Below are 23,114 nucleotides of genomic sequence, written 5' to 3'. Positions count from 1 at the left end.
GGGCCGATGGCGCCAATGCCTTTTCGTTTAATGCACTCTTGCTTAACCGCACTTCCCGGCCGCCGCTTGCGCAGACGGTGTTTCGCATTTCTCCCATCGCGCCGAAATTTCGGTTCGCGCGCGAGACTATATCACAGCACGGCCTCCGGAGGTAGACAGCTAGAGGACATTTCTGCGAAGATTGAATCCAATTTCACACGCCGCGCCCGGCGAACTATTCTTGTCTCCGCATCCTCGAGACCCGGCACGCGCCAGCAAGGACCCATTCAAGTGGTCAGCGAACCAGAGAAACCCTCCGCCCCGGCAACGGGGCTTTTAGCGTCGACACGATCTGTCTTCAACCGGTTATCCGGAATTCTCGACACCATACTGAAACCGGTTTCGGCCCCGTTCCGGGCCCTGCCCGGCAATGCTCGCGGCGCGATTTGGGTGGTGATTGCAGGGCTGTTCTTCACCGTCATGACGGCGCTGATCAAATCTATCGGTGATACAATCCCGGTCGTACAGATCCTGCTCTTCCGGCAAATCGTAATGACCTGCACGGTCATGCCGATCCTGATTTCCGGCTTTCCGGGCATTCTGAAAACCAACCATGTACCGCTCCATCTTGCCCGCGTCCTGTTCGCGGTGATCGCCATGACCTGCGGATTCACAGCGGTCGTTCACCTGCCGCTTGCGGAAGCGACGGCGCTTGGCTTCGCCAAAAGCCTGTTCGTGACGATCTTCGCCCTCTTTCTGTTGAGTGAGGTCGCAGGCCCCCGGCGCTGGTTCGCCGTCCTGATCGGGTTCGCCGGCGTTTTGGTGATGGTTCAACCCGGCCCGGAGGGGTTCAATCTCTATTCCGTCTTCGCCGTCGCCGGAGCCGCCTCGGCGGCGGCCGTAATGGTCATCATCCGCAAGGTCTCGCAGTTCGACCGCTCGGTGACGATCCTGAGCTACCAGGCCATTCTGGTCGGACTGATCATGATACCTCCGACGATCGCCTACTGGGTCACCCCAAGCCCGCGCGAATGGCTGGTCATGGCCGCGATCGGGGTCCTGTCCGTGTTCGGTCAGCTCTCCAACATTCAAGGCTTCAAGGAAGGCGAAGCTTCCGCGGTCGCCCCCATGGACTATACCCGGCTGGTCTTCGCCGCCCTGATAGGCTTCATCATTTTCGGCGAAATACCGGACATCGCGACGGCAGCCGGCGCGGGACTGATCATCGCGACCTCGCTCTACACCGTCCGGGCCGAAAAACGGGCTGCGGAGCGCAAGGCCTAGCGCTTCGCGAGGACCCGTTTCGTTCCGACTCGCCAGCCATTTGCATCCAAAATAGACACAGCCCTCAGATTGTATCCAATTTGAAGCTTTGATAGCCTTTTTCGAAAGAAACAAGGCAGAACGAGGCTTCACCGATGGACGATGCAGCGATAAAGCAGCAATACGACGCCGTGATCACGCGCGCCGGACTGAAGATCCCGGCGGATCGCGAAGACACCATGCTCAACACTTACAGGAATGTTCTGGAATGGTCGGAGATGGTCCGTAACCGGCCGCGCCCGGCAACGCTGGAGCCCTCGAACGCCTACTTCCTCGAGACGATCACGCGCGTGATCGAGAGCCGGTAGGAGCCCCGCCATGTCAGACATCAAGGAACTCTCCATCGCAGAGCTCGGAAAGGCCTACCGCGACCGCTCCCTCTCGCCGGTGGAGGCAACGAAGGATGCGCTGGACCGCATTTCCGAGCTCAACGGAACCGTCAGGGCCTTCAATACGGTCACAGCCGAGCTAGCGCTGGAACGCGCGCAGAAGGCCGAGGAAGAGCTGATGGCCGGCACCGACCTCGGCCCGATGCACGGTATTCCGTTCGGCGCCAAGGATATCTACGACACCGCGGGCATCCTGACCTCCTGCCAGTCGAAACTGCGGCCGGACGTGGTTCCCGAGAGCAACGCCCATTCGGTACAGAAACTGCTCGACGGCGGCGCCGTGCTGCTCGGCAAATGCGCCACCATCGAATTCGCCACTGGCGGACCGAGCGAGGAGACGCTTTTCCCGCCGGCTCGAAATCCCTGGAATATCGAGCATGTGCCGGGCGGTTCCTCCTCCGGCTCCGGCGCCGCCGTCGCCGCGGGAATGGCCCGGATGGCACTCGGCTCCGACACAGGTGGCTCGATCCGCGGTCCGGCGGCCTATTGCGGCACGGTCGGCATCAAGCCGACCTACGGGCGGGTCAGCCGGCGTGGCGTCTTCCCGCTCTCCTTCACCATGGACCATTGCGGCCCGCTCAGCTGGAACGTCGAGGATTCCGCGATCTCGCTGCAGGCAATGGCCGGGTTCGATCCCCTCGACCCCGCCTCTGCCGACGTTCCGGTCTCCGACTACAGCGCGGGCCTCAAGGATGGCGTGAAGGGCCTTAATATCGGTTATGTCGCAAACTGGCTCGACGAGGACGAGCATACCCATCCGGAGATCCGCGCGGCACTCAGGGAGGCGCTGGACACGCTTCGCGCCGACGGCGCGACGGTCGAAGAGGTCACCCTGCCATCGCACGAGATCTTTCATGCCTGCGGCCGGATGATCATCCTCTCGGAATGCTACGCGATCCACGAGAAGGACCTGCAGGAACGCCCGGAGCTCTACGGCAGGCCGACACGCGAACGGCTGATGGCCGGTGCCTTCGTGCGCGGGTCCGACTATGTCGAGGCCCTGCGCATGCGCCGCGAGATGACCATGCAGTTCAATGCCGAGATGTTCGGCAGGTACGATGCCGTGATCGCGCCCGCGACCTCGCTTCCGGCCGGTCGTTTCGATGCCCAGCCGAACGATCCGCTGGCGCTCTCGGGTTACATGACCGTGCCGTTCAACGTGACCGGCAGCCCGGCCATGTCCGTCTGCTGCGGCTTCACCTCAGACGGCTTGCCAATCTCGCTCCAGGTGGTCGGCAAACCCTTCGACGAAGCCATGGTGTTTCGCGTCGGCGCCGCCTACGAGCGGGCAAGCGACTGGCGCAGTCGGCGTCCCCCGCTGAGCGCGGACGGGGCTCTCGCCGCGGAGTGATCACTCTGCGGCGGGTCTGCGTTGGGAGGAAACGGTTTCCCTGCGATAAACCACCCAGGTACTGAGCAGCACCAGGCCGGCGCCGGCAAGCACCACCGGCGCCGGCCAATCGCCGAAGGCGAAATAGCCGATCAGCAGGGCCCAGATCATCTTCGTGTAGCCGAGCGGCGCGATCGTCGCGGCAGACGCGTGGAACAGAGCCCGCGTGGTCATGTATTGCGCAACTCCGGACGCGATCCCCATGGCAACCAGCCCGGCGAGCTGCAGCGGCGTCGGCGTCACCCAGAAGAAGAAGAGCAGCGGCAGCATCATGGCCGAGGAGAGCGCCATGAAGAGAAAGACGATCGTCGTCGTCGCGTCGAACCGGCTGAGATGGCGCGCCAGCAACAGCCCGCCGGCGCTCATTACCGTGCCGGAGAAGCTGTAGATCGCCCCCTCGCGGATCACATCCCCGCCCGGCCGCACCATGATCATCACGCCGGCGAAGCCAATCAGCACCGCGAACCATTTGAGCGGCCCGACCGGTTCCTTCAGCAGCGGCACGGAGAGCACGCACACCACCAAGGGCGCCGCGAAATTGATCGCCGTTGCGTCCGCCAGAGGCAGGGCATTGTAACCGAGGAAGATGAAGCCGATCGCGCCGCTGACCAGAAAGGCATGCAGCAGATGCAGGGCGGGACGTTCAGTCCGGACGGATTTCCAGCCGGCCGTCAAGCCGATGAAGAGGGCCAGCGGCAGCAGCGCGAAAGCGTTGCGGAAGAACATGATCTGCACGACCGGAAAAATCTCGGTCTGCGCCTTCACCACCCCGTTCAGAACCGAGAACAGGATCAATCCGAGGATGGTCAGCAGAATGCCCGTGCGCGCGTCCGGATCGACGACACGCGCGGGCAAGGCCGGTGCGGGATCCGAAGACATCGCCCGCCCCGTCAGTAGGTTTGGAAGATCCTCGCGATCTCGGCCGGGTCCTTGGTCACGGTGAGGGCGAGGGAGAGCAGGATGCGGGCCTTCTGCGGATTGAGGTTGTCCGCGATCAGGAAGCCGCATTCCTTGATCTTCGTGCTCATGAAGGTCCGCCCGCTGCCGGCCCGGGTCGATTGCACGACCACGACGCCCTTCTCTACCGCCTCGCGCAGGATGGCCTCGTCGCCCGGGCCGCAAAAGCCGGGTGCGAAACCGGCGGAGACGATCCCCTCGGCTCCTGCCTCCAAAAAGGCGCGGCAGGCGGTACCGTCGGATCCGGTATAGGCATAGGCGATGTCGACTCGCGGCATGCCATCGATCTTGCGGATATCGAACTCGGTATCCGGCGCGTGTTTACGCAGCGGCTTGCGGTAGAACACTACCGCGTCTCCGTCCGCATGACCGAGACAGCCGAAATCGGGCGTGCGGAAGGTCTGCATGCGGTAGGTCGATGTCTTGGTGACCTCGCGGGCGCACTGGATTTCGTCGTTCAGCAGGGTCATCACGCCCATGCCCTGCGCCTCCGGAGAGCCTGCCGTGCGGATGCCGTTCACAAGGTTGAAGCCGGCATCGGTCGAGAGCGCGCTCGACGGCCGCTGGGAGCCGACCACGACGACCGGAATATCCGCCTTCACGGTCAGGTGCAGCGCGTAGGCGGTCTCCTCGAGAGAGGCCGTGCCGTGGGTGACGACGATACCGTCGAGATCCGGATCCTTGGCCAGCTCGTCGATCTTCAGCACCAGGTCGCGCCATTCCTTGAAGCCGACGGACGGGCTCGGGATCGCCTGGTATGGCACGGGAACAACGTCCGCGACCTCGTGCACGATCGGGAACATGGCGAGGATCTCCTCGATGCCGACCATCTTCTTGTTGGCGCCGTAGTCGAGGATGTCGAGCGGGGTCTTGCCGATCGACGCAATGGTTCCGCCGGTGCCGATGACCGCGACCTTGGGCTTGCTCATCTTTTACCTATCAGGTTGGTACTAAAGGAATTACTCCGCGGCGGAACGGGCGCCCGCAGCGTTCTTGTTGAGGCAGTCGATCACCTCCTCGGTGCTCATGATATCACCGAAGGTGAGGTAGAAATTGACGAGGGAGCTGTTGTGCTCCTCGTCGGTGTTCGCGGCGTTGCCGTCCGTCACCATGATGGTCTTGAAGTTCATCATCATCGCATCGCGCGCAGAGGACTCGCAGCACACATTCGTAACAGTCCCGGTGATCAGAACCGTGTCGAGCCCCCGCGCGCGCAGGATGTCCGGCAGATCGGAATAACCGGGAAGGAAGGCGGAGTAGCGGTATTTGAATACCTTGGTATCGTTCAGTTTGACGTCGAGGTCGGCCCAAAGATCGTGTCCGACCGTCCCCTCGCTCATCGACTCGACACGTTTCGCCGTCTTCTCGGGCAGAGTCATAGCATGCAAGTTTGACCAGCTCTCCAGGCAGGATTCGTCATGGGTGTTCTGGATCCAGAACACCTGACCGCCGGTCGCCCGCACTGCGGAGGCGAGCTTGTTCACGTTCGGCACGATTTCCCGCGCCATGGTGCAGAGCGCGTGAGCGACACCGTCCATCATGAAGCCGTTCTGCAGATCGACGACGATCAGAGCGGTCTTGGACGGATCGAGATCGGCAAAGGGATGGGCCGTGCCGCGGCGAGCGACAACGGAGTCCACGACGCGTTGCGGTATGGCGATCTCATGCATCTTCACTCTCCCTTTTGGTTTGATTGTCAGGCCAGTACGGACTCCCGCTCCGGCCTCGCCGCGGGCGGCGCGTCGTCCAGCTTCAGGCAGCGCGCGACCCGCCCCGGTCCAAGCGTGACCTCGGGCGGAAGCTGCGCCCGGCAGGTCTCGTCAGCCTTAGGGCAGCGGGGCGCGAAACTGCAGCCCGTCGGCAGTGCGCGCAGGTCCGGCGGGCTGCCCGGAATGGCCTCGATATCCTTACCGCGCATGTTCCCGTGCACGGTCGAGGAGAGCATGCCCTTGGTGTAGGGATGTTTCGGATCGGTCAGGACTTCCTGCACCGTACCGGTTTCGACGATGCGGCCGGCATACATCACCGCTACTCGGTCGGCGATCTCGGCCGCAACTCCGAGATCGTGAGTCACGAAGATCATGCCCATGCCGAGCTCCTGCTGCAGCTTGCGCATCAGGATCAGCACCTGGATCTGCACCGTCGCGTCCAGCGCCGTGGTCGGCTCGTCCGCGAGCAAAAGCTTCGGCCGACAGGAAAGCGCGAGAGCGATCATGGCGCGCTGGCGGAGACCGCCGGAGAGCTCGTGCGGAAAGGCCTTCAGGCGGCGCTCGGCCGACGGAACTTTCACCAGTTCGAGCAGCTCCAGCGCCCGCGCAAGGCCTTGTTCGAAGGAACAGCCCTCATGCCGGCGCACCGTTTCGGCGATCTGGTGGCCGATCGTGAAGACCGGGTCGAGCGCCGTCATCGGCTCCTGAAAGATCATCGCCGCCTCGCCGCCACGGAACTTTGAAAGCTCCTTGCCCTTGAGGGCGAGCACGTCCTGGCCGTCCACCGAGAGCTTACCGGCGATCTTCGAGCGCCGTTCCGGCAACAGGCGCATCAGCGCCTTCATGCTCACGCTCTTGCCCGAACCGGATTCGCCGATGATGCAAAGCACCTCGCCATGGTTCAGGGTCAGGTTCACGTCGTTCACCGCATTCACCGTCGCCTCGCGGCTGACGAACTTGACGTTCAGATCCTCGATGGAGACCAGGGGCGTTTTCTTTTCCGCGCTCATGAGGCACTCCGTGCAGCTTTCTTCGGGGCCGGCATCTCGAGGCTCGCCGCTTTCGAGTGCCCGGATTTCGGCACGAACATGTGGCAGGCACAGGCATGCGCCGCCCGCCCCTCGGTATCGGGAAGCACCGGGGACTCAACCTCGCAGATCTTCTCCGCGAACTCGCAGCGGGTCCGGAAGCGACAGCCGGAGGGTGGATTGATCGGGTTCGGCGGGTCGCCTACCAGCGGCGGTTCCTCGACCCTGTCGTCGGGGTCCATGGAAAGGCGCGAGGCCAGAAGGGCCGCCGTATAGGGATGTTTCGGGCTTTCGTAGATCTCGTCCACCGGGCCGATCTCGACCACCTCGCCGAGATACATGACCAGCACCCGGTCGCTCACATATTGCACAACGTTCAGATCGTGCGAGATGAAGACGTAGGTGAGGTTGAAGACATCCTTCAGATAGCGCAGCAGGTTCAGGACCTGCGCCTCAACGGATTTGTCGAGGGCGGATACCGCTTCGTCGAGGATGACGACCCGCGGCTCCAGCACCAGGGCGCGTGCGATGTTGATCCGCTGCTTTTGCCCGCCCGAAAGCTCGTGCGGATAGCGCGGGCCGAAGAGGTTCGGATCGAGCCCGACCTTCGCCATCAGTTCCCGCGCCGCCTCCTTGGCCTCGGCCTTGCTCGCACCGTGCACGGTCTTGCCATAGGCGATGGAATCCTCCACCGGCATCCGGGGATTCAGGGACGAGTAGGAATCCTGGAATACCATCTGCATCAGGCGCCGCATGTCGCGGATCTCGAGCCCGTCCTTCGCGCCGACCTCGTCGCCGTCGAAGATCAACTCGCCCGAGTCCGGAACAATCAAGTGCATCAGCAGGCGGGCAAGCGTGGACTTGCCGCAGCCGGACTCGCCGACCACGCCTAGGGTCTCGCCTTTCATCACCGTGAAATTCACCCCGTCCACCGCGCGGACATGGCCGACGGCGCGGTTGAGAACACCTCCGGTTATCGGAAAATGCTTCTTCAGACCCCGTGCAATCAACATCGGCTGCGCATCGCCGCCCCGATCCCGTGCATCCCGCTTGTCGACCTCGGAAAGGGCCGGCTTTGTCTCTGTCATGCTCATGGGTCGGCTCCTTACATCCGGACGTCCATGGCCGAGCGAAGACCGTCGCTGACCAGGTTGAAACAGATCGAGGTGATCAGGATCGCGACCCCGGGCAACGCACAAACCAGGGGCTGGATGTAGATCGCCTGCCGCAATGTATTCAGCATCAACCCCCAATCCGGCTCCGGCGGTGTGACTCCGAGACCGAGGAAAGAAAGGCCGGAGGCGAGCAGGATCGAGACACTGACAAGGCTCGAGGAGTAGATCAGGATCGGCCCCAGCACGTTGCCGAGGATATGTACCCGGATGATGCTGAATGTACCGGCCCCGGTCGCCCGCGCCGCCTCGACGAAATCGAGATTGCGCACCTGCGATGTCGCTGTCTCCGCCACACGGCAAAGCGGCGGGATGAAGACCAGGGTGAGCGACATCATGCCGTTGAAGATGCCGCCGCCCAGCGCTCCGGATATCGCCACGGCCAGCAGGATGGACGGAAAGGCGTAGAACACGTCCATCGTCCGCATGATCGCCATGTTCGTGCGCCCGCCGACAAAGCCGGCGATGACTCCGAGAGAGCCTCCGACGAGCGTGGCGATGACCACCGGAAGAATTCCCATGGCAAGCGAGATCCGGCCGCCATAGAGCAGACGGGAAAGGATATCCCGCCCGAGTTCATCGGTGCCGAGAAGGAAATCCTTGTAGCCGATTGGCTTCAAGCGACTCAGCATGCTGCTCTGGTAGGGGTCCATCGGCGCGATCAGAGGCGCGAAAATGGCCGACAGGATGATCAGGAGCACCACCGTGCCGAAGAACAGCGTCATGTAGTCGTAGCGCAGCCGGTAGCCGACGGTCTGCCAGTAGCTCCGCACCTTGAGGGCCGGGGCGACCTCGGTCGCCTCAGGCTGGATGCTGTTCGCCGTGATATCGGTCATGTCAGCTCTCCCCTCAACTGCGCTTCAGCCGCGGATCGACCGCCGTCTGCAGCAGGTCGATCACGAGGTTGGTGGCGACGAAGATGATCGCGAGCACGAGGATCGTGCCCTGCAGGACCGGCAGGTCGCGGGTCAGAATCGCCTTGTTCAGGAGGAAACCGGAGCCCGGCCAGGTGAAGATCGTCTCCACAAGGATCGATCCGCCCATCAGATAGCCGAACTGCAGCCCCATGACGGCGAGCACCTGCGGCAGCGAGTTTTTGATCACGTGCAGCAGGATCTCGGTTTCCATCAGGCCCTTGGCCCGGAGCGTCTCGACAAAATCCTGGTTGAGGACTTCCGCGACCGCGGAACGCGTTGTCCGGGCGATGATCCCGATCGGAATGAGAGAGAGCGTGACGATCGGCATGATCATATGCCGGAAGTTGCTCCACTCGAAGATATTGAAACTGTCGGAGCCGCGGGGCCCCATGCCCGTCGCCGGGAGCACGTTCAGTTCGACGGCGAAGACGATGACGAGGACGATGCCGAGCCAGTAGTTCGGCACGCTGACGCCGATCACCGCGATGCCGGTCACCGCGCGGTCTATGAAAGAGCCGACCCGGTAGCCGGCGATGGTGCCGATGCTGAAGGCAAGCGTGAAGGCGACCAGGACCGCGCCGGCGGCGAGCAGGATGGTGTTTCCAAGTGCCTTGAAGATCTCGTCCGTGACAGGCCGTCCGGTGGCGATGGAGATGCCGAAATCGCCGGTCAGAACCTTGCCGAGCCAGATCGCGTACTGCACCGGGATCGGCTTGTCGAAGCCGTAGGCCTTCTTGACCATCATGATGGTCTCTTCGCTTGCATCCTCTGGAAGGATCGTCTGCAGCGGATCGCCGGGGGCGATATAGACCAGCGCGAAGCATACGATGCTGACGCCGAACGCGATGGGAATCGCATACATGAGGCGGCGGATGATGTAGGCGGTCACGGTCGCATCTCTCCTGTCGGATGCCGGGTTCAGGCGCCTGGCGCCCCCACCGGTTCATTTCCGGGTACTCCGGGCCCGCAACCGACAAGCGGAAAGCGGGCCCGGAGCGGTGGGTTATCCGGTTATTCGACGACGATCGGAGTCAGGTCCTGGAACCAGCTCTGCGCCTGCACGAAGCCTTTGACGTTCGGAGCGAGCGCACGCGGGTTCACGTCATGCGCGACCCACAAAAGCGTGGCTTCCTCGACCATCAGCTCATGCAGCTTGGTAAGCTTTTCCAGCCGCACCGCCGGATCGAAGGCAAGATAGATCTCGTCGATCAGAGCATCGACCTCGGGGTTGGAATAGTGACCCCAGTTCGAGCCTTTCGGCGCGTGCTGCTTGGTATAGACGTGACGGATCAGGGCGCTGAACGGATCCTGCAGAGCGCGGCTGATATTGATGCCGTCGATGTCCGGGTTCTTTTCCCGGCCCGGACGCCCGACATCAAGCAGCGCGTTCCAATCCATCACCTTCAGCTCGGTCTCGAAACCGGCCGCGTCGAGCTGGCTTTTCACCAGTTCGTTCATCGGCAGCGGCTGCATCTGGCCGGAGCCGGAGGTGGAGATAGCGAGCGTGATCTTGCAGGGATAGCAATCGACGCTCTTCAGCAGCTCGGTCGCCTTTTCCGGATTGTACTCGTACTTCACCGACGGCGTGCCGTGATACGGGGTCGACGGGGGCACGTTGGTGTAGCCCTCGACCATGTAGCCGTTCAGCAGCGCCTTCACTTCCGGACGGTTCAGCGCATAGTTCGCGGCCTGGCGGACTTCCTTGTGCTTGAAGTTCCCGTCCACGAAGTTCAGCTGATAGGACCAATTGTGCGGATAGGCCCGGGTCACGATCTGCATGCCGGCGGATTCCAGCCGCGGAATCGTATCCGGCGACGGTGCCTCGATGAAATCGACTTCGCCCGAGAGCAGGGCCGCGGCGCGGGTGGTCGCTTCCGGCATCGGGATCAATACCAGCCGGTCATGCTTCGGCACCCGGCCTTTGTCCCAATAACCCTCGTTCTTCACCAGCTCGAGACGCTCCTGCGGCACGATCTTGTCGAACTTGTACGGGCCGGTGCCGGACGGCGCGTTGGCATAGGCCTCGTAATCGTTGTTCAGCTCGGTCAGGCGGCACTTGCTGATCATGTACCAATAGCTGAGCTGATAGGGGAAAAGCGCGTCCGGCGTCTTGGTGACGATGGCGATGTCGTGATCGCCCAGCACCTCGACCTTGTCGATATTGCCGGTCCGGTTCCGGATCATGCCGAACTGTTTCACGTTGAACTGCGGCGCATCTTCCTTGGAGATACGCTCGAAGTTCCAGACCACGTCCTCGGGAACGAAATCGCAACCGTCATGCCATTTCACGCCTTCGCGGAGCGTGATGAGCCAACGCTTGTTGTCGTTCGGATCGATCTTCCAGGACGTCGCCAGACCCGGCTTGATATCCGCCGCGGTTTCGCCCTGGGAGAGATCCCAGAGGGTCAGCGTGTCATACAGATTGTAGCCGACGAAACGATAGCCCTCGAAGCCCTGATCGGGCTGGCCGATGACGATCGGAATATCCCCGGCGGTCATCGCCACGCGGAGAACGGATTCCGCGTTCGCCGCCTGGCCGGCCATCGCCAGACCGGCGGTGACCGAAACGGCTGCGGCGAGCCTTTTGAGTGTTTTCATTGAGAAGCCTCCTTGTTGTCAGCAAGGCGCCCCGTGTGATCCCCGCTACCGGCGTTCTCCAGGACGGAAAACGACGATGCTGCATTGCGACCACATCGCCCTGCATTCGACTACCGCACAGCAAATGCCATGCCATGGCAAGATAATTGTATCCAATCTATCGATCCAAAGCTGAAGTGCACCCAAAGCAAATTCATGCAATAGATTGAATCTTCATGAATTCCCTGACTTAAAATCCTATTTCAGAAAGCCCGCTCCACTAATTCACGGCCACAGGAACCGCCGAAGACACCCATGCGGCGCCCCATTTCCGGAAACCTGCATGCACAATCCTTAATCAATTCGCCACAATCTGACACAGCGCAAAAACCCTGCCCCACAAAGATTGCCATCCTATTTATCTGAAATAATTCAACTTTTCTAAAAACGCCGGAACATAAAAACGATCAATATTTGTGCAATGCACAAATTTATTGCGTCACCAGTCATATTTTTGGATACAATTTGCCCTTCTGAGACAAACGGCGCCCAAGAAGCGCTGACTTTTCCCGAAACCGGGACCAGCGGGAGCGCAGCCATGTCTGACATCCAGGACGATAAGGGAGCGCGCATCGCGTTCCAGAAAATCACAGAAACACTCGGCCTCACCCTTCCGGCAGACCGCGAACAGGCGATCTTTGAAGGCTACAAGGGCTTACGCGCGATGGCGGACGGACTTCGGCGGCCGCGGACGGCAGCCTCCGAGCCAGCGGGTATCTTCGTCGCCGGCACCATTGGTCGGGAGGGCTGACCATGGGTGGCGTTGCAGACAGCAAATCGATCGCGGAACTCGGCAAGGCGCTTCGGGACGGCTCCCTAACCTCCGTCGCCCTGACAGAGGAGACCCTGGACCGGGTTGCCGCCCTAGACGGCCAGATCGACAGTTTCATCACCGTGACGTCCGAACGGGCGCTGGAAGACGCGGCCCGCGCCGACAGGGAACTAAAGGAAGGCACGGATCGCGGTCCGATGCATGGGGTCCCATACGGCCTGAAGGACATCTATGACACTGCCGGGATCAGGACCACCTGCCATTCCAAGCTGCGCCTCGACGACGTCCCAGCTTCGGACAGCGTGTGCGCGACAAAGCTGAAAGACGCGGGCGGCGTGCTGATCGGCAAACTGGCCACGCACGAATTCGCGTTCGGCGGCCCGTCCTTCGATCTGCCTTTCCCGCCGGCGCGCAACCCCTGGAACCCGGCGCACGGACCGGGCGGTTCCTCAAGCGGCTCCGGCGCCGCGGTCGCGGCAGGCCTGCTGCGCACCGCGATGGGCTCTGACACCGGCGGCTCGATCCGCGGCCCTGCCGCCTATTGCGGCACGATCGGGATCAAGCCGACCTACGGACGCGTCAGCCGTCGCGGCGTCTTCCCGCTCTCATACACGCTCGACCATTGCGGCCCGCTCTCCAAGAGCGTCGAGGATGCGGCCATCACCATGCAATGCATCGCCGGATACGATCCGCTCGACCCGGCTTCGGCCGATGTGCCGGTGCCGGACTTCAGCTCCGGGCTCGAAGCCGGAGTGAAAGGCATGAAGATCGGTGTGCTCAGCTCTTTTTACCGGGACGCCGAGGGCATTTCCGACGAAGCCGTCGCCGCCATCGATGCCGCGATGGGCGTCTTCCGGGGGCTCGGCGCCGAGGTCGAGGAAGTGGCCGCGGTCTCGCCCTATGCCGACTACAACAATTGCGGCCGCGTGATCCTGCTGGCCGAGGCCTTCGCGATCCATGAGCGGGACCTGCAATCAAGGCCGCTCGATTACGGGCGCCTGACCATGGAGCGGATCGTTCTCGGCAGCTACCTGACGGCGGCCGACCTGATGCAAGCCCAGCGCCAGCGGCGCGAACTCTGCGAGGAGATCAATGCAGGACTCTTCTCGCGCTACGACGTGCTGATCGCGGCAAGTTCCCTCACGCCCGCGCCACTGATCGACGCGCCGCAGCAAAGCTTCCCGATCAACTGGCCGATGCAGACCCTGCCCTTCAACGTGACCGGCAATCCGGCCATGTCGATCCCGGTCGGGTTCAGCCAGTCCGGCCTGCCGCTCTCGATGCAGATCGTCGGCAAGTATTTCGACGAGGCGACGGTGTTCCAAGCGGGTCAGACCTACGAGAAGGCCACCGACTGGCACCAGCGCTGGCCGGAGATGAGCGTCGCAATAGCGGCAAGCGCCGCCTGAGGACATTGGACCGGGCGGCGGCATCGCACCCGCCGCCCGCATCCGTGACATGAACTAGGCGCCGAGTACGCTCTCGACTGCTTTCACCGTGGCGCCGACGATGGCATCCGCTTCCTCGCGGGTCAGACAAAGCGGCGGAGCGAAACCGAGAATGTCTCCCTGCGGCATCGCCCTAGCGATCACGCCCTCTCCGAGCAGCGCGGTGGCGATGGACGGGCCGACCTTTTTCGCCGGATCGAAGAACGTACGGCCGTCCTTATCCGCGACGAATTCGACCGCGGCCAGCAGCCCCTCTCCCCGCACGTCGCCGACATTGGCGTGGCCGCCGAGCGCGTCCTGCAGCGCCTTGTTGAAATAGGCGCCGATTTCCTTCGCGTTGCCGACCAGGCCCAGCGTGTCGATCAGTTCCAGGTTCGCGACCCCGGCGGCGGCCCCGATCGGGTGCGCGGAGTAGGTCCAGCCGTGGCCGATCGGTCCGAGCTCGTCCGTGCCCTGTTCCAGCACCTTCCAGACCCCGTCCGAAACGATGGAGCCGGAAAGCGGCGCATAGGCCGAGGTCAGCCCCTTGGCGATGGTGATGATGTCGGCCTCGATACCGTAGTGGGTCGTGCCCATCATGGAGCCGAGGCGGCCGAAACCGGTGACCACCTCGTCGGCGATCAGCAGGATATCGTGTTTCTTCAGGACCGACTGGATCGCCTTCCAGTAACCGGCCGGCGGCGGGACGATCCCGCCGGTGCCAAGCACAGGCTCGCCGATGAAGGCGGCGATGGTGTCCGCGCCCTCGCGTTCGATCAGCGCCTCAAGTTCGGATACGCAGTATGCGACGAAGTCCTCCTCGCTCTGAGCGAGATCCGGGCGGCGGTAATAGTACGGCGCCTCGGTATGGATCACCTGGGCCAGCGGCAGATCGAACTTCTTGTGAAAGAGCTCGAGCCCGGTCAGCGAGCCGGTCATCAGCCCGGAGCCGTGGTAGCCGCGCCAGCGCGAGATGATCTTCTTCTTCTCGGGCCGGCCGAGCACGTTGTTGTAGTACCAGACCAGCTTGATGTTGGTCTCGTTCGCGTCCGAACCGCCGAGGCCGAAATAGACCTTCGACATGTTCTCCGGCGCGCGCTCCAAAACCATCTTCGAGAGCTTGATCGAGGCCTCGGTGCCGTGCCCGACATAAGCGTGGTAATAGGCCAGTTCCTTCGCCTGCGCGGCGATGGCGTCGGCGATTTCGGAGCGGCCGTAGCCCACATTCACGCAATAGAGCCCGGCAAAGCCGTCGAGCATCTTCTTGCCGTCCCGGTCCTCGATATAGACGCCGGAACCTCCGGTAATCACGCGGGTCGGCGTTTCACCGCGGGCATGCTGGGCGAGATGGGTCGAGGGATGGAAGAAATTCTCCCTGTCCCACTGGGCGAGCTGATCGTTGGTGAGCATGATGATTTCCTTTCGCGCAACGGATCGCGGATTCGCGACACGTTAGAGCGGAAGGGCGAAGAGGATCTGCCTGAAATCGGGCCGCCCGGCAGAGAGTTTTTCGCCGTCAAAGGCTCTTGAAGATCTCCAGCGGGACGCCGCCGTTCTTCACTTCCTTGGTCACGATATAGGTGAAGTAGCGCTTCAGTCCGGTGTCGCCCGTGAGCAGCCGGTCGATGAGCAGCTGATAAGTCCCAACGCTGCGGGTCACCACCTGGAAGAGGTAATCCAACCCGCCGCCGAGCGCCCAGCAGGCGACGATCTCCGGTTCGCCGGATACGGCATCCTCGAACCGGCTGAAATCGCCGCTGCGATGGTTCTCCAGCTCGGCGGTGACGAAGATCGTAACATGCTCCGCCAGCGCTTCGAGCGCGATGCGGGCGCCGTAGCCGCGCACGATCCCGGCCGCCTCAAGACGCTGCAGCCGCTCCCAACAGGGCGTATTGGAGAGATTGACCCGTTTCGCCAACTCGGATTTCGAGATCCGCCCTTCGGTCTGCAGGATCGACAGGATCTTCAAATCGCGGGCATCAAGCTTCAGCATTGCTTGGCCCTCGCGGACCGACCGCCACGCCGATCGCGCATGTTCGCGCCTTTCAATGTCACTTTCGAGAGTTCCCGCGCCAGCCGCTCACAGGCAATTTTCCTTCAGAAGGAGACAAGTAATAGTGCTTTTTTCTTTTCAGCATCGGCCACATGTCGCGGCGATTGTCAAACAGCCCATGTTGATGCTCAATCGCTGCAAGCTCCTGAATACCGCAACGCCCTTCCTGGATCTCCCGCGATGCCCGACGTCAAACTTCCCTTTTCCCGCGATGAATATGCCGAGCGTCTCGCCAAGGTCCGCACGGCGATGGAGAAGGCTGGGATCGAGGTGCTGTTCGTCTCCGACCCGTCGAACATGGCCTGGCTGACCGGCTATGACGGTTGGTCCTTCTACGTGCACCAGGGCGTCATCGTCGGCCCCACGGGCGAGCCGATCTTCTGGGGCCGGGCGATGGATGCAAAGGGCGCGATGCGAACCTGCTACATGGCCGAGGAGAATATTCACGGCTATTCCGACGATTACGTGATGGCCGCCGACAGCCATGCGATGGAAGACCTCGCCGAGACCCTGGGCGAGCAGGGCTGGAACAGGCTCCGGCTCGGCGTCGAGATGGAGAATTACTATTACTCCGCCCGCGCCCATTCTGTGCTGACCAAGCACCATGAGGGCGAGATCGAGGACGCGACGGGCCTTGTGAACTGGCAGCGTGGCGTGAAATCCACGACCGAGCTGAAATACATGCGCCGCGCGTCCCGCATCGTCGAGAAGATGCATTCCGCGATCTACGAGCTGATGCGCCCGGGCCTGCGCAAGAACGAGCTGGTGGCGGAGATCTACCGTACCGGCCTGATGGGCGGCGAGGACGAGGAAGGCAGTTTCGGCGGCGATTACCCGGCCATCGTGCCGCTGCTCCCCACCGGCAAGGACGCGAGCGCCGCACACCTCACCTGGGACGATGCGGAGCTCGAGCCGGGACAGGCCACCTTCTTCGAGATCGCCGGCTGCTACCGGCACTATCACGCCCCGCTCTGCCGCACGATCCATCTTGGCACCCCGCCGCTCGACATGATCAGGGCAGAGGAAGTCGTGCTGGAGGGCATCGCCGACGGAATCGAGGCGGCACGCGCCGGCAACACGGCGGGCGACATCGCCCGCGCTTTCTACGCCGTGCTCGAGAAACACGGCGTCAAGCGCGAGGGGCGCTGCGGCTACCCGATCGGCCTCTCCTATCCGCCGGACTGGGGCGAGCGAACCATGTCGATCCGCCCGAGCGACACCTCGGTCCTCGTGCCCGACATGACGTTCCATTTCATGCCCGCGCTCTGGATGGACGATTGGGGTCTGGAGATCACGGAGACCATCCGCATCACCGAGGACGGCCCGGCCGAATGCCTCGCCGACGTGCCGCGCAAGCTCTTCATCAAGGAGGACACTTAGTCGGCCATGCAGGCGAGCCGCGAAGAAACTCTCCCTATCCTGAAGGACCTGATCGGCTTCGCCACGGTCTCGGCCGACAGCAATCTGGCGCTGATCGACTACGCGGCGAACCGGCTCGGCGATCTCGGCGCCGAGGTGAAGGTCTACCGCGACGAGAGCGGCGCCAAGGCCAATCTCTTCGCGACCATCGGGCCGGAGACAGACGGCGGGATCGTGCTTTCGGGCCACAGTGACGTGGTGCCGGTCGAAGATCAGGACTGGTCGAGCGACCCTTTCGAGATGCGGCTCGCGGACGACAAGGCCTACGGGCGCGGCACCTGCGACATGAAGGGCTTCATCGCCGCCGCGCTCGCCATGGCGCCGCATTATGCGCAGGCCGGTCTGAAGCGCCCGGTGCATTTCGCCTTCACCTATGACGAGGAGGTCGGCTGCCTCGGCGCGCAGTCCCTGATGCACGACCTCGCCCTGCTGCCTTTCAAACCTGCCGTCTGCATCATCGGAGAGCCGACGGAAATGCGGATCATCGAGGGCCACAAGGGCTGTTGCGAATACACCGTCACCTTCACCGGCATGGAGGGACACGGCTCGCAGCCCGATCTCGGCGTCAATGCAGTGGAATATGCCGTGCGGTACGTCACACGGCTGATGGAATTGCGCGAGGCGCTGAAAAAGCGGGTGCCGGACGGCTCGCGCTTCGACCCGCCCTGGAGCACCTTGCAGATCGGCCGGCTCTCCGGCGGCGTCGCCCATAACGTGATCCCCGGCCTCGCGACGCTCGATTGGGAGATGCGGCCCGTGGTGAAGGCCGATATGGACTTCGTGAAAGGCGAGATCGCTGCCTATGTGCAGGACGACCTGCTGCCCGCCATGCGCAAAATCTATGCTGACGCCGATATCGTCACGGAGGTGATCGGAGAGGTCGACGGACTGGAGCCGGTTCCGGAAAGCGAGGCGCTGCGCATCGTCGCCGAGCTGACAGGCGCGAACGGGGCCGACCTTGTCGCCTTCGGGACCGAGGCGGGTCTCTTCCAGAGGCTCGGCATTTCCACGGTGGTCTGCGGTCCCGGCTCGATCGAACAGGCTCACAAACCCGATGAGTTCATCGCCCTAGATCAGCTCGACCAGTGCCTGACCATGCTCGGCAAGCTGACGGCGAAACTGACCGCCTGACTTCAGCCGCCGAAACTTTCGGCGATCGCCACGAGCGAGGCGGCGAGGATCGGCAGCGGGTCACGGTCCAACACCGCCAGGCCGACCGTGTACTCGACCGCCGGATCCGCAATCGGAATGGCATGCAGGCGGCCTTCGCCCCCCGCGGTACGCAGAACGTTTTCAGGCAGGACGGCCGCAAGTGCTCCCGACTGGACATGGGCGACCAGACTGATGATCGAATTGCTCTCGATCTCCGGCACCGCGACACAGGACGCCTTCCGGAAAGCGGCGTCGACGATGCGCCGATTCTGCATGTCCGGGGTGAGCAGGCAGAGAGGCAGTTCCGCGGCCTCGGCCCAGGTCACCGATTCCCGGCCGACCAGAGGGTGATCCGCGCCGACGATCAGCCGATAGGATTCGCGGTAGAGCGGCCAGGTCCGGCAGCCTTCCAGCGGCTCGTTGTCGAGATAGGTGATCCCGGCGTCGATCGAGTAATCCTCAAGCTGGCGAATGATCTCGTTGGAGGTCTTCGAGAGGATGCTGAAGCCAACCTGTGGATAGAGCGCACGGAGGGGCCCCGTCAAATCCGGGGTCATCGGGAGTGCCGACGGAATGACGCCAAGTGTAATGGCCCCCCGCAGATCTCCGGTCAGCGCTTCCAGCTCGCCACGCATGCTCTCGCAATCCTCGACGATGCGCTTCGCCCAGCGCAGAACGCGCTGTCCTTCGTCTGTAAGACCGTGATAGCGCTGCCCGCGCTTGACGATGGAAACGCCGAGCTCCTGTTCGAGCTGGCGGATCCGGCCCGACAGCGTGGGCTGGGTGACGTTGCAGATCTCCGCCGCGCGGGTGAAATGCTCTTCCTGGGCGAGCGCGATGAGATAGCGGAGCTGGCGAATGTCCATGAAACGGAAACCGTGCGAGAGGACTAGCTGGCGATAGCCATTTCTACACCCTCCCGCGCCAGTTCGGTCAATCCATCCGCATTTTTCCTGAGGGCTTCTGCCATCCCGGTCCGCATGCGCGGGTCCCAGAACTCCCTGATATGCTGAGCGATCCGGACCACGGCATCGTCATGTCCGTAGGGTTCGAAAAAGTCCGCGATCTGGTTGGCCATGCGGATCAATTCGTCGGACTTCATGCTGCCGGCTCCTCCACCGTGAGATGATCGAAGATCATGAGGGCCCCCTCGGCCGCCACGGCCAATGTGAGCCCCGCTTCCGCCGCGACACGCAGTGACAGGCCGCTCGGCGCGGAGGCCGCCGCTACGAAAGGCACGCCGATCGCCGCGGCCTTCTGCACCATCTCGAAGCCGATCCGACTGGAAAGCAGCAGGAAACACCGCGAAACGTCCGGCCCGAGCCGGGCTGCGGCCCCCGCCACCTTGTCGAGCGCGCTATGACGTCCGATGTCCTCGCGCACGACGAGGATCGTGCCGTCGGCGTCACACAGCGCCGCGGCATGGGTCGAGCGGTTCTCCCGCCGCATGTCCTGAAACCCCGGGAAGGCGGCGAAAGCCGAAAGCACCGCCTCCGTTCGCGGAAGGATCCCGCGAACCTTGGGCAGCGCCGGAACGGCCGCCGCAAGCGTCTGCGCACCGCAGATTCCGCAGCTGGCGCGGGCGGGCAGATTGCGCCTCCGGGCCTCACCCCGAAATGCGTCCTCCTCGGACACCCGGAGATTGACCACGAACCCGTCCGCGGCCTCGGCAATGGCAAGCCGCAACAGCCCGGAGGGATCGCGGACGATCCCCTCGTTCATGGCAAACCCGAGGGCGAAATCCTCAAGGTCGGCCGGTGTCGCCATGACAACAGCGAAATGTTCGCCGTTGACGAGAATGGCGACAGGCGTTTCCTCGGCGAGAGACCAGCGGGCCGGGCCGCTTCGGCGGCCGGTGCCGGTTATGGTGCCCCAGACGTCCCGAGAAACGTCGGCGGGCCGGGCCATTGTCGAAACCATACGCATCTATTCCGCCGCCTCGATCTCTATCCGGTAATTGGTCCGGGAAACATCCTCGTGCCCGTCCTGCCATGCCGAGGGCCGGTTGGAGCGATGCACCTGCACGGCGGTCACCTTGTATTCCGGGCAATTGGTCGCCCAATCGGAATTGTCCGTGGTGATGACATTCGCGCCGGTCAGCGGATGGTGGAAGGTGGTGTAGACCACGCCCTGCGGCATCCGGCCGGAAACCTCCGCCCGAAGCGTCGTCGCGCCCATGCGGCTCGCGAGCGAGACCATGTCGCCGTCCGCGATCCCGCGTTCCTCCGCATCGAAAGGGTGGATCTCCAGAATATCCTCGCCGTGCCAGCGGTTGTTCTCGGTCCGGCGGGTCTGGGCGCCGACATTGTACTGGGACAGAATCCGGCCGGTGGTCAGGATCAGCGGATACATCCGCGTGCTGCGCTCGGAGGTCGGGACATACTCCGTCACCATGAACAGTCCTTTGCCGCGCACGAAACCGTCCACATGCATGACCGGAGAACCGTTCGGGAAAGCCTCGTTCACCGGCCATTGCAGCTGCTCGCCCGCATCGAGACGGGCATGGGAGACGCCGGCGAAAGCCGGGGTCAGACGCGCGATCTCGTCCATGATCTCGTGGCTGCCAGCATAGGTCATCGGATAGCCCATTTCGCTCGCGAGGCGGCACACCGCCTCCCATTCGCTGAGGCCCGACTTCTCCTTCATCACCGGGCGGACCCGGTTGATGCGGCGTTCGGCATTGGTGAAGGTGCCGTCCTTTTCGAGGAAGGAGGTGCCGGGCAGGAAGACATGGGCGAAGGCCGCCGTCTCGTTCAGAAACAGGTCCTGGACGATCAGGCAGTCGAGCGACTTCAGCGCCTCTTCCACATGCTGGGTGTTCGGGTCCGACTGGGCGATGTCCTCGCCCTGCACGAACATTCCACGAAAGCTGCCGTCGATCGCCGCGGCGAACATGTTGGGGATGCGAAGACCCGGCTCGTTCAGCAGGGAGACTCCCCAATCCTGCTCGAAGAGACCGCGCACCGAGTCATCACCGACATGGCGATAGCCCGGGAATTCATGCGGGAAGGAGCCCATGTCGCAGGATCCCTGCACATTGTTCTGGCCCCGGAGAGGATTCACGCCGACGCCCTCGCGGCCGATATTACCTGTCGCCATGGCGAGATTGGCCATGGCCATGACCATGGTCGAGCCCTGGGAATGCTCGGTGACGCCGAGCCCGTAATAGATCGCGCCGTTGCCGCCGGTGGCGAAGAGGCGTGCGGCCTTGCGGATATCCTCGGCAGGAGCGCCGATGGTCTCGGCCATCGCTTCCGGGCTGTTGCGCTCCTCTGCGACGAAGGCAGCCCAGCGGGCGAATTCTTCCGTGTCGCAACGCTCGCGGACGAAATCTTCGTCCACCAGCCCCTCGGCCACGATCACATGGGCGAGCGCGTTCATGACAGCGACATTGGTGCTCGGGCGAAGCTGGATATGGTGCGCCGCCCTGATGTGCGGCGACTTCACAAGATCGATCCGGCGCGGATCCAGCACGATGAGCCGCGCCCCTTCCCGGAGCCGCTTCTTCAGCCGGCTGCCGAAGACCGGATGCGCGTCGGTCGGGTTGGCGCCGATCAGAAGGATGACGTCAGACTTCTCCACCGACTTGAAATTCTGCGTGCCCGCCGAGGTGCCGAAGGTGGTCTTCAGGCCGTAGCCGGTCGGCGAATGGCAGACCCGGGCACAGGTATCGACATTGTTGGTGCCGAAGGCCGCGCGGATCATTTTCTGTACGACATAGACTTCCTCGTTGGTGCAGCGCGAGGAGGTGATGCCGCCGATGGAGCCCTTGCCGTATTTCGCCTGCACGTCCTTCAGCCGGCCGGCGGCGAAGGAGATCGCCTCGTCCCAGGAGACCTTGCGCCAGGGATCGGTGATCTTCTCGCGGATCATCGGCTCGGTCTGACGGTCCCGGTGGGTGGCGTAACCGAAGGCGAAACGACCCTTCACGCAGGAATGGCCCTCATTCGCGCCACCGTCCTTCCACGGCACCATGCGGACGACCTCATCGCCCTGCATCTCGGCGCGGAACGAGCAGCCGACACCGCAATAGGCGCAGGTGGTCACGACGCTGCGCGACGGGGTGCCTTTCTCGACGACGGATTTCTCGACCAGCGTCGCGGTCGGGCAGGCCTGTACGCAGGCGCCGCAGGAAACGCAGTCGGAGGAGAAGAAATCGTCGGCGGCCGCGCCCGGCGAAACCCGGCTCTCGAAGCCGCGTCCGGCGATGGTCAGGGCGAAGGTGCCCTGCACTTCCTCGCAGGCGCGCACGCAGCGCGAGCAGACGATGCATTTCGACGGATCATACTGGAAATAGGGATTGGAGACGTCCACTTCGGCCTTCGTCTCCGGCGCGAAATGGCTCTCCCCGTCCATGCCGTAGCGGACCTCGCGCAGGCCGACGGTGCCGGCCATGTCCTGCAGCTCGCAATCACCATTGGTCGGGCAGGTCAGGCAATCGAGCGGATGGTCGGAGATATAGAGCTCCATGATGCCCTTGCGGATACGCTCCAGCCGGGCGTTCTGGGTCGTCACCTTCATGCCTTCGGTGACCGGCGTCGTGCAGGAGGAGGGAGTCCCGCGTACGCCCTCGATCTCCACCAGACACATGCGGCAGGAACCCCAGGCATCGACCATGTCGGTGGCGCAGAGCTTCGGGATCGGCCGGTCGACCTGGGAGGCCGCATACATGACCGAGCTGCCTTCCGGAACCGTGACCTCCGAGCCGTCGATGAAGAGAGTGACCGGCTTGCCGTCGCCCGCCGGAGTGCCGTGATCGTGCTGCCTTTGATAGGTCATTGCCTCATCCT

Annotated in this window: 21 protein-coding genes; 7 read left to right on the top strand and 14 right to left on the bottom strand. The window is 63.2% G+C overall.

The annotated features are described in order from the left end of the window. Nucleotides 1-270: 270 nt before the first annotated feature. The 3 genes from NUH88_RS16470 (at nt 271) to NUH88_RS16460 (ending at nt 3,042) form a co-directional block, all read left to right on the top strand. Complete coding sequence (locus NUH88_RS16470; protein ID WP_257767487.1) at nt 271-1,263, top strand: DMT family transporter; 993 nt, start codon at nt 271-273, stop codon at nt 1,261-1,263. 134 nt (nt 1,264-1,397) lie between these two features. Next, nucleotides 1,398-1,610, top strand: coding sequence for a hypothetical protein (locus tag NUH88_RS16465; protein WP_257767486.1), 213 nt, complete (start codon nt 1,398-1,400; stop codon nt 1,608-1,610). 10 nt (nt 1,611-1,620) lie between these two features. After that, nucleotides 1,621-3,042, top strand: a complete 1,422-nt coding sequence (locus tag NUH88_RS16460) for an amidase (RefSeq protein WP_257767485.1) — start codon at nt 1,621-1,623, stop codon at nt 3,040-3,042. Here NUH88_RS16460 and NUH88_RS16455 read toward each other — a convergent pair whose 3' ends face one another. From NUH88_RS16455 to NUH88_RS16420, 8 genes are all read right to left on the bottom strand, one after another. Continuing rightward, nucleotides 3,043-3,960 (bottom strand): DMT family transporter, encoded by a 918-nt coding sequence (locus NUH88_RS16455; protein ID WP_257767484.1) that lies wholly within the window; start codon nt 3,958-3,960, stop codon nt 3,043-3,045. A gap of 11 nt (nt 3,961-3,971) precedes the next feature. Then, nucleotides 3,972-4,967 carry an asparaginase gene (locus NUH88_RS16450; protein WP_257767483.1) on the bottom strand — a complete coding sequence of 332 codons (996 nt, stop codon included), beginning with the start codon at nt 4,965-4,967 and terminating at the stop codon, nt 3,972-3,974. 30 nt (nt 4,968-4,997) lie between these two features. Then, nucleotides 4,998-5,708, bottom strand: coding sequence for a cysteine hydrolase family protein (locus tag NUH88_RS16445; protein ID WP_257767482.1), 711 nt, complete (start codon nt 5,706-5,708; stop codon nt 4,998-5,000). A gap of 26 nt (nt 5,709-5,734) precedes the next feature. Continuing rightward, nucleotides 5,735-6,757 (bottom strand): ABC transporter ATP-binding protein, encoded by a 1,023-nt coding sequence (locus NUH88_RS16440; protein WP_257767481.1) that lies wholly within the window; start codon nt 6,755-6,757, stop codon nt 5,735-5,737. After that, nucleotides 6,754-7,869: an ABC transporter ATP-binding protein gene (locus tag NUH88_RS16435; RefSeq protein ID WP_257767480.1), complete on the bottom strand. Its 1,116-nt coding sequence runs from the start codon at nt 7,867-7,869 to the stop codon at nt 6,754-6,756. Before NUH88_RS16435 ends, NUH88_RS16440 begins: the two co-directional genes overlap by 4 nt. 11 nt (nt 7,870-7,880) lie before the next feature. Next, complete coding sequence (locus tag NUH88_RS16430; RefSeq protein ID WP_257767479.1) at nt 7,881-8,783, bottom strand: ABC transporter permease; 903 nt, start codon at nt 8,781-8,783, stop codon at nt 7,881-7,883. A 13-nt stretch (nt 8,784-8,796) separates the two neighbouring features. Beyond that, nucleotides 8,797-9,753: an ABC transporter permease gene (locus NUH88_RS16425; protein WP_257767478.1), complete on the bottom strand. Its 957-nt coding sequence runs from the start codon at nt 9,751-9,753 to the stop codon at nt 8,797-8,799. Between the two features lie 122 nt (nt 9,754-9,875). Continuing rightward, nucleotides 9,876-11,462, bottom strand: coding sequence for an ABC transporter substrate-binding protein (locus tag NUH88_RS16420; RefSeq protein ID WP_257767477.1), 1,587 nt, complete (start codon nt 11,460-11,462; stop codon nt 9,876-9,878). Between the two features lie 577 nt (nt 11,463-12,039). Between NUH88_RS16420 and NUH88_RS16415 the strand changes: the two genes are divergently transcribed. Together NUH88_RS16415 and NUH88_RS16410 are read left to right on the top strand one after the other, a co-directional pair. Further along, nucleotides 12,040-12,252: a hypothetical protein gene (locus tag NUH88_RS16415; RefSeq protein ID WP_257767476.1), complete on the top strand. Its 213-nt coding sequence runs from the start codon at nt 12,040-12,042 to the stop codon at nt 12,250-12,252. A gap of 2 nt (nt 12,253-12,254) precedes the next feature. After that, the gene (locus tag NUH88_RS16410; protein WP_257767475.1) at nt 12,255-13,682 is read left to right on the top strand and encodes an amidase; all 1,428 of its coding nucleotides are present in this window, start codon (nt 12,255-12,257) and stop codon (nt 13,680-13,682) included. A gap of 54 nt (nt 13,683-13,736) precedes the next feature. Here NUH88_RS16410 and NUH88_RS16405 read toward each other — a convergent pair whose 3' ends face one another. After that, nucleotides 13,737-15,110 (bottom strand): aspartate aminotransferase family protein, encoded by a 1,374-nt coding sequence (locus NUH88_RS16405; protein ID WP_257767474.1) that lies wholly within the window; start codon nt 15,108-15,110, stop codon nt 13,737-13,739. A gap of 106 nt (nt 15,111-15,216) precedes the next feature. Beyond that, nucleotides 15,217-15,693, bottom strand: a complete 477-nt coding sequence (locus tag NUH88_RS16400) for an Lrp/AsnC family transcriptional regulator (RefSeq protein WP_257767473.1) — start codon at nt 15,691-15,693, stop codon at nt 15,217-15,219. A 240-nt stretch (nt 15,694-15,933) separates the two neighbouring features. On the opposite strand from NUH88_RS16400, the gene NUH88_RS16395 reads away from it, so the two are divergent. Further along, nucleotides 15,934-17,133 (top strand): M24 family metallopeptidase, encoded by a 1,200-nt coding sequence (locus NUH88_RS16395; RefSeq protein ID WP_257767472.1) that lies wholly within the window; start codon nt 15,934-15,936, stop codon nt 17,131-17,133. A gap of 6 nt (nt 17,134-17,139) precedes the next feature. Continuing rightward, a complete protein-coding gene (argE, locus tag NUH88_RS16390; protein WP_257767471.1) occupies nt 17,140-18,303 on the top strand; it encodes an acetylornithine deacetylase in 1,164 nt (387 codons plus the stop codon). Between the two features lie 2 nt (nt 18,304-18,305). On the opposite strand, the gene NUH88_RS16385 is transcribed toward argE, so the two are convergent. The 4 genes from NUH88_RS16385 to fdhF are packed head-to-tail and all read right to left on the bottom strand — an operon-like array spanning nt 18,306 to nt 23,103. Continuing rightward, nucleotides 18,306-19,190 (bottom strand): LysR family transcriptional regulator, encoded by an 885-nt coding sequence (locus tag NUH88_RS16385; RefSeq protein ID WP_257767470.1) that lies wholly within the window; start codon nt 19,188-19,190, stop codon nt 18,306-18,308. 23 nt (nt 19,191-19,213) lie between these two features. Next, nucleotides 19,214-19,426 carry a formate dehydrogenase subunit delta gene (locus tag NUH88_RS16380; protein ID WP_257767469.1) on the bottom strand — a complete coding sequence of 71 codons (213 nt, stop codon included), beginning with the start codon at nt 19,424-19,426 and terminating at the stop codon, nt 19,214-19,216. Further along, the gene (fdhD, locus tag NUH88_RS16375) at nt 19,423-20,250 is read right to left on the bottom strand and encodes a formate dehydrogenase accessory sulfurtransferase FdhD (RefSeq protein ID WP_257767468.1); all 828 of its coding nucleotides are present in this window, start codon (nt 20,248-20,250) and stop codon (nt 19,423-19,425) included. Before fdhD ends, NUH88_RS16380 begins: the two co-directional genes overlap by 4 nt. Next, nucleotides 20,251-23,103, bottom strand: a complete 2,853-nt coding sequence (gene fdhF / locus NUH88_RS16370) for a formate dehydrogenase subunit alpha (protein WP_257767467.1) — start codon at nt 23,101-23,103, stop codon at nt 20,251-20,253. Between the last annotated feature and the right edge of the window lie 11 nt (nt 23,104-23,114).

Origin of the sequence: Nisaea acidiphila (assembly GCF_024662015.1) — a bacterium.
Classification (GTDB): domain Bacteria; phylum Pseudomonadota; class Alphaproteobacteria; order Thalassobaculales; family Thalassobaculaceae; genus Nisaea; species Nisaea acidiphila.
Note: the sequence above shows the minus strand (reverse complement) of the source record. Positions and strands in the feature narration are given on the sequence as shown.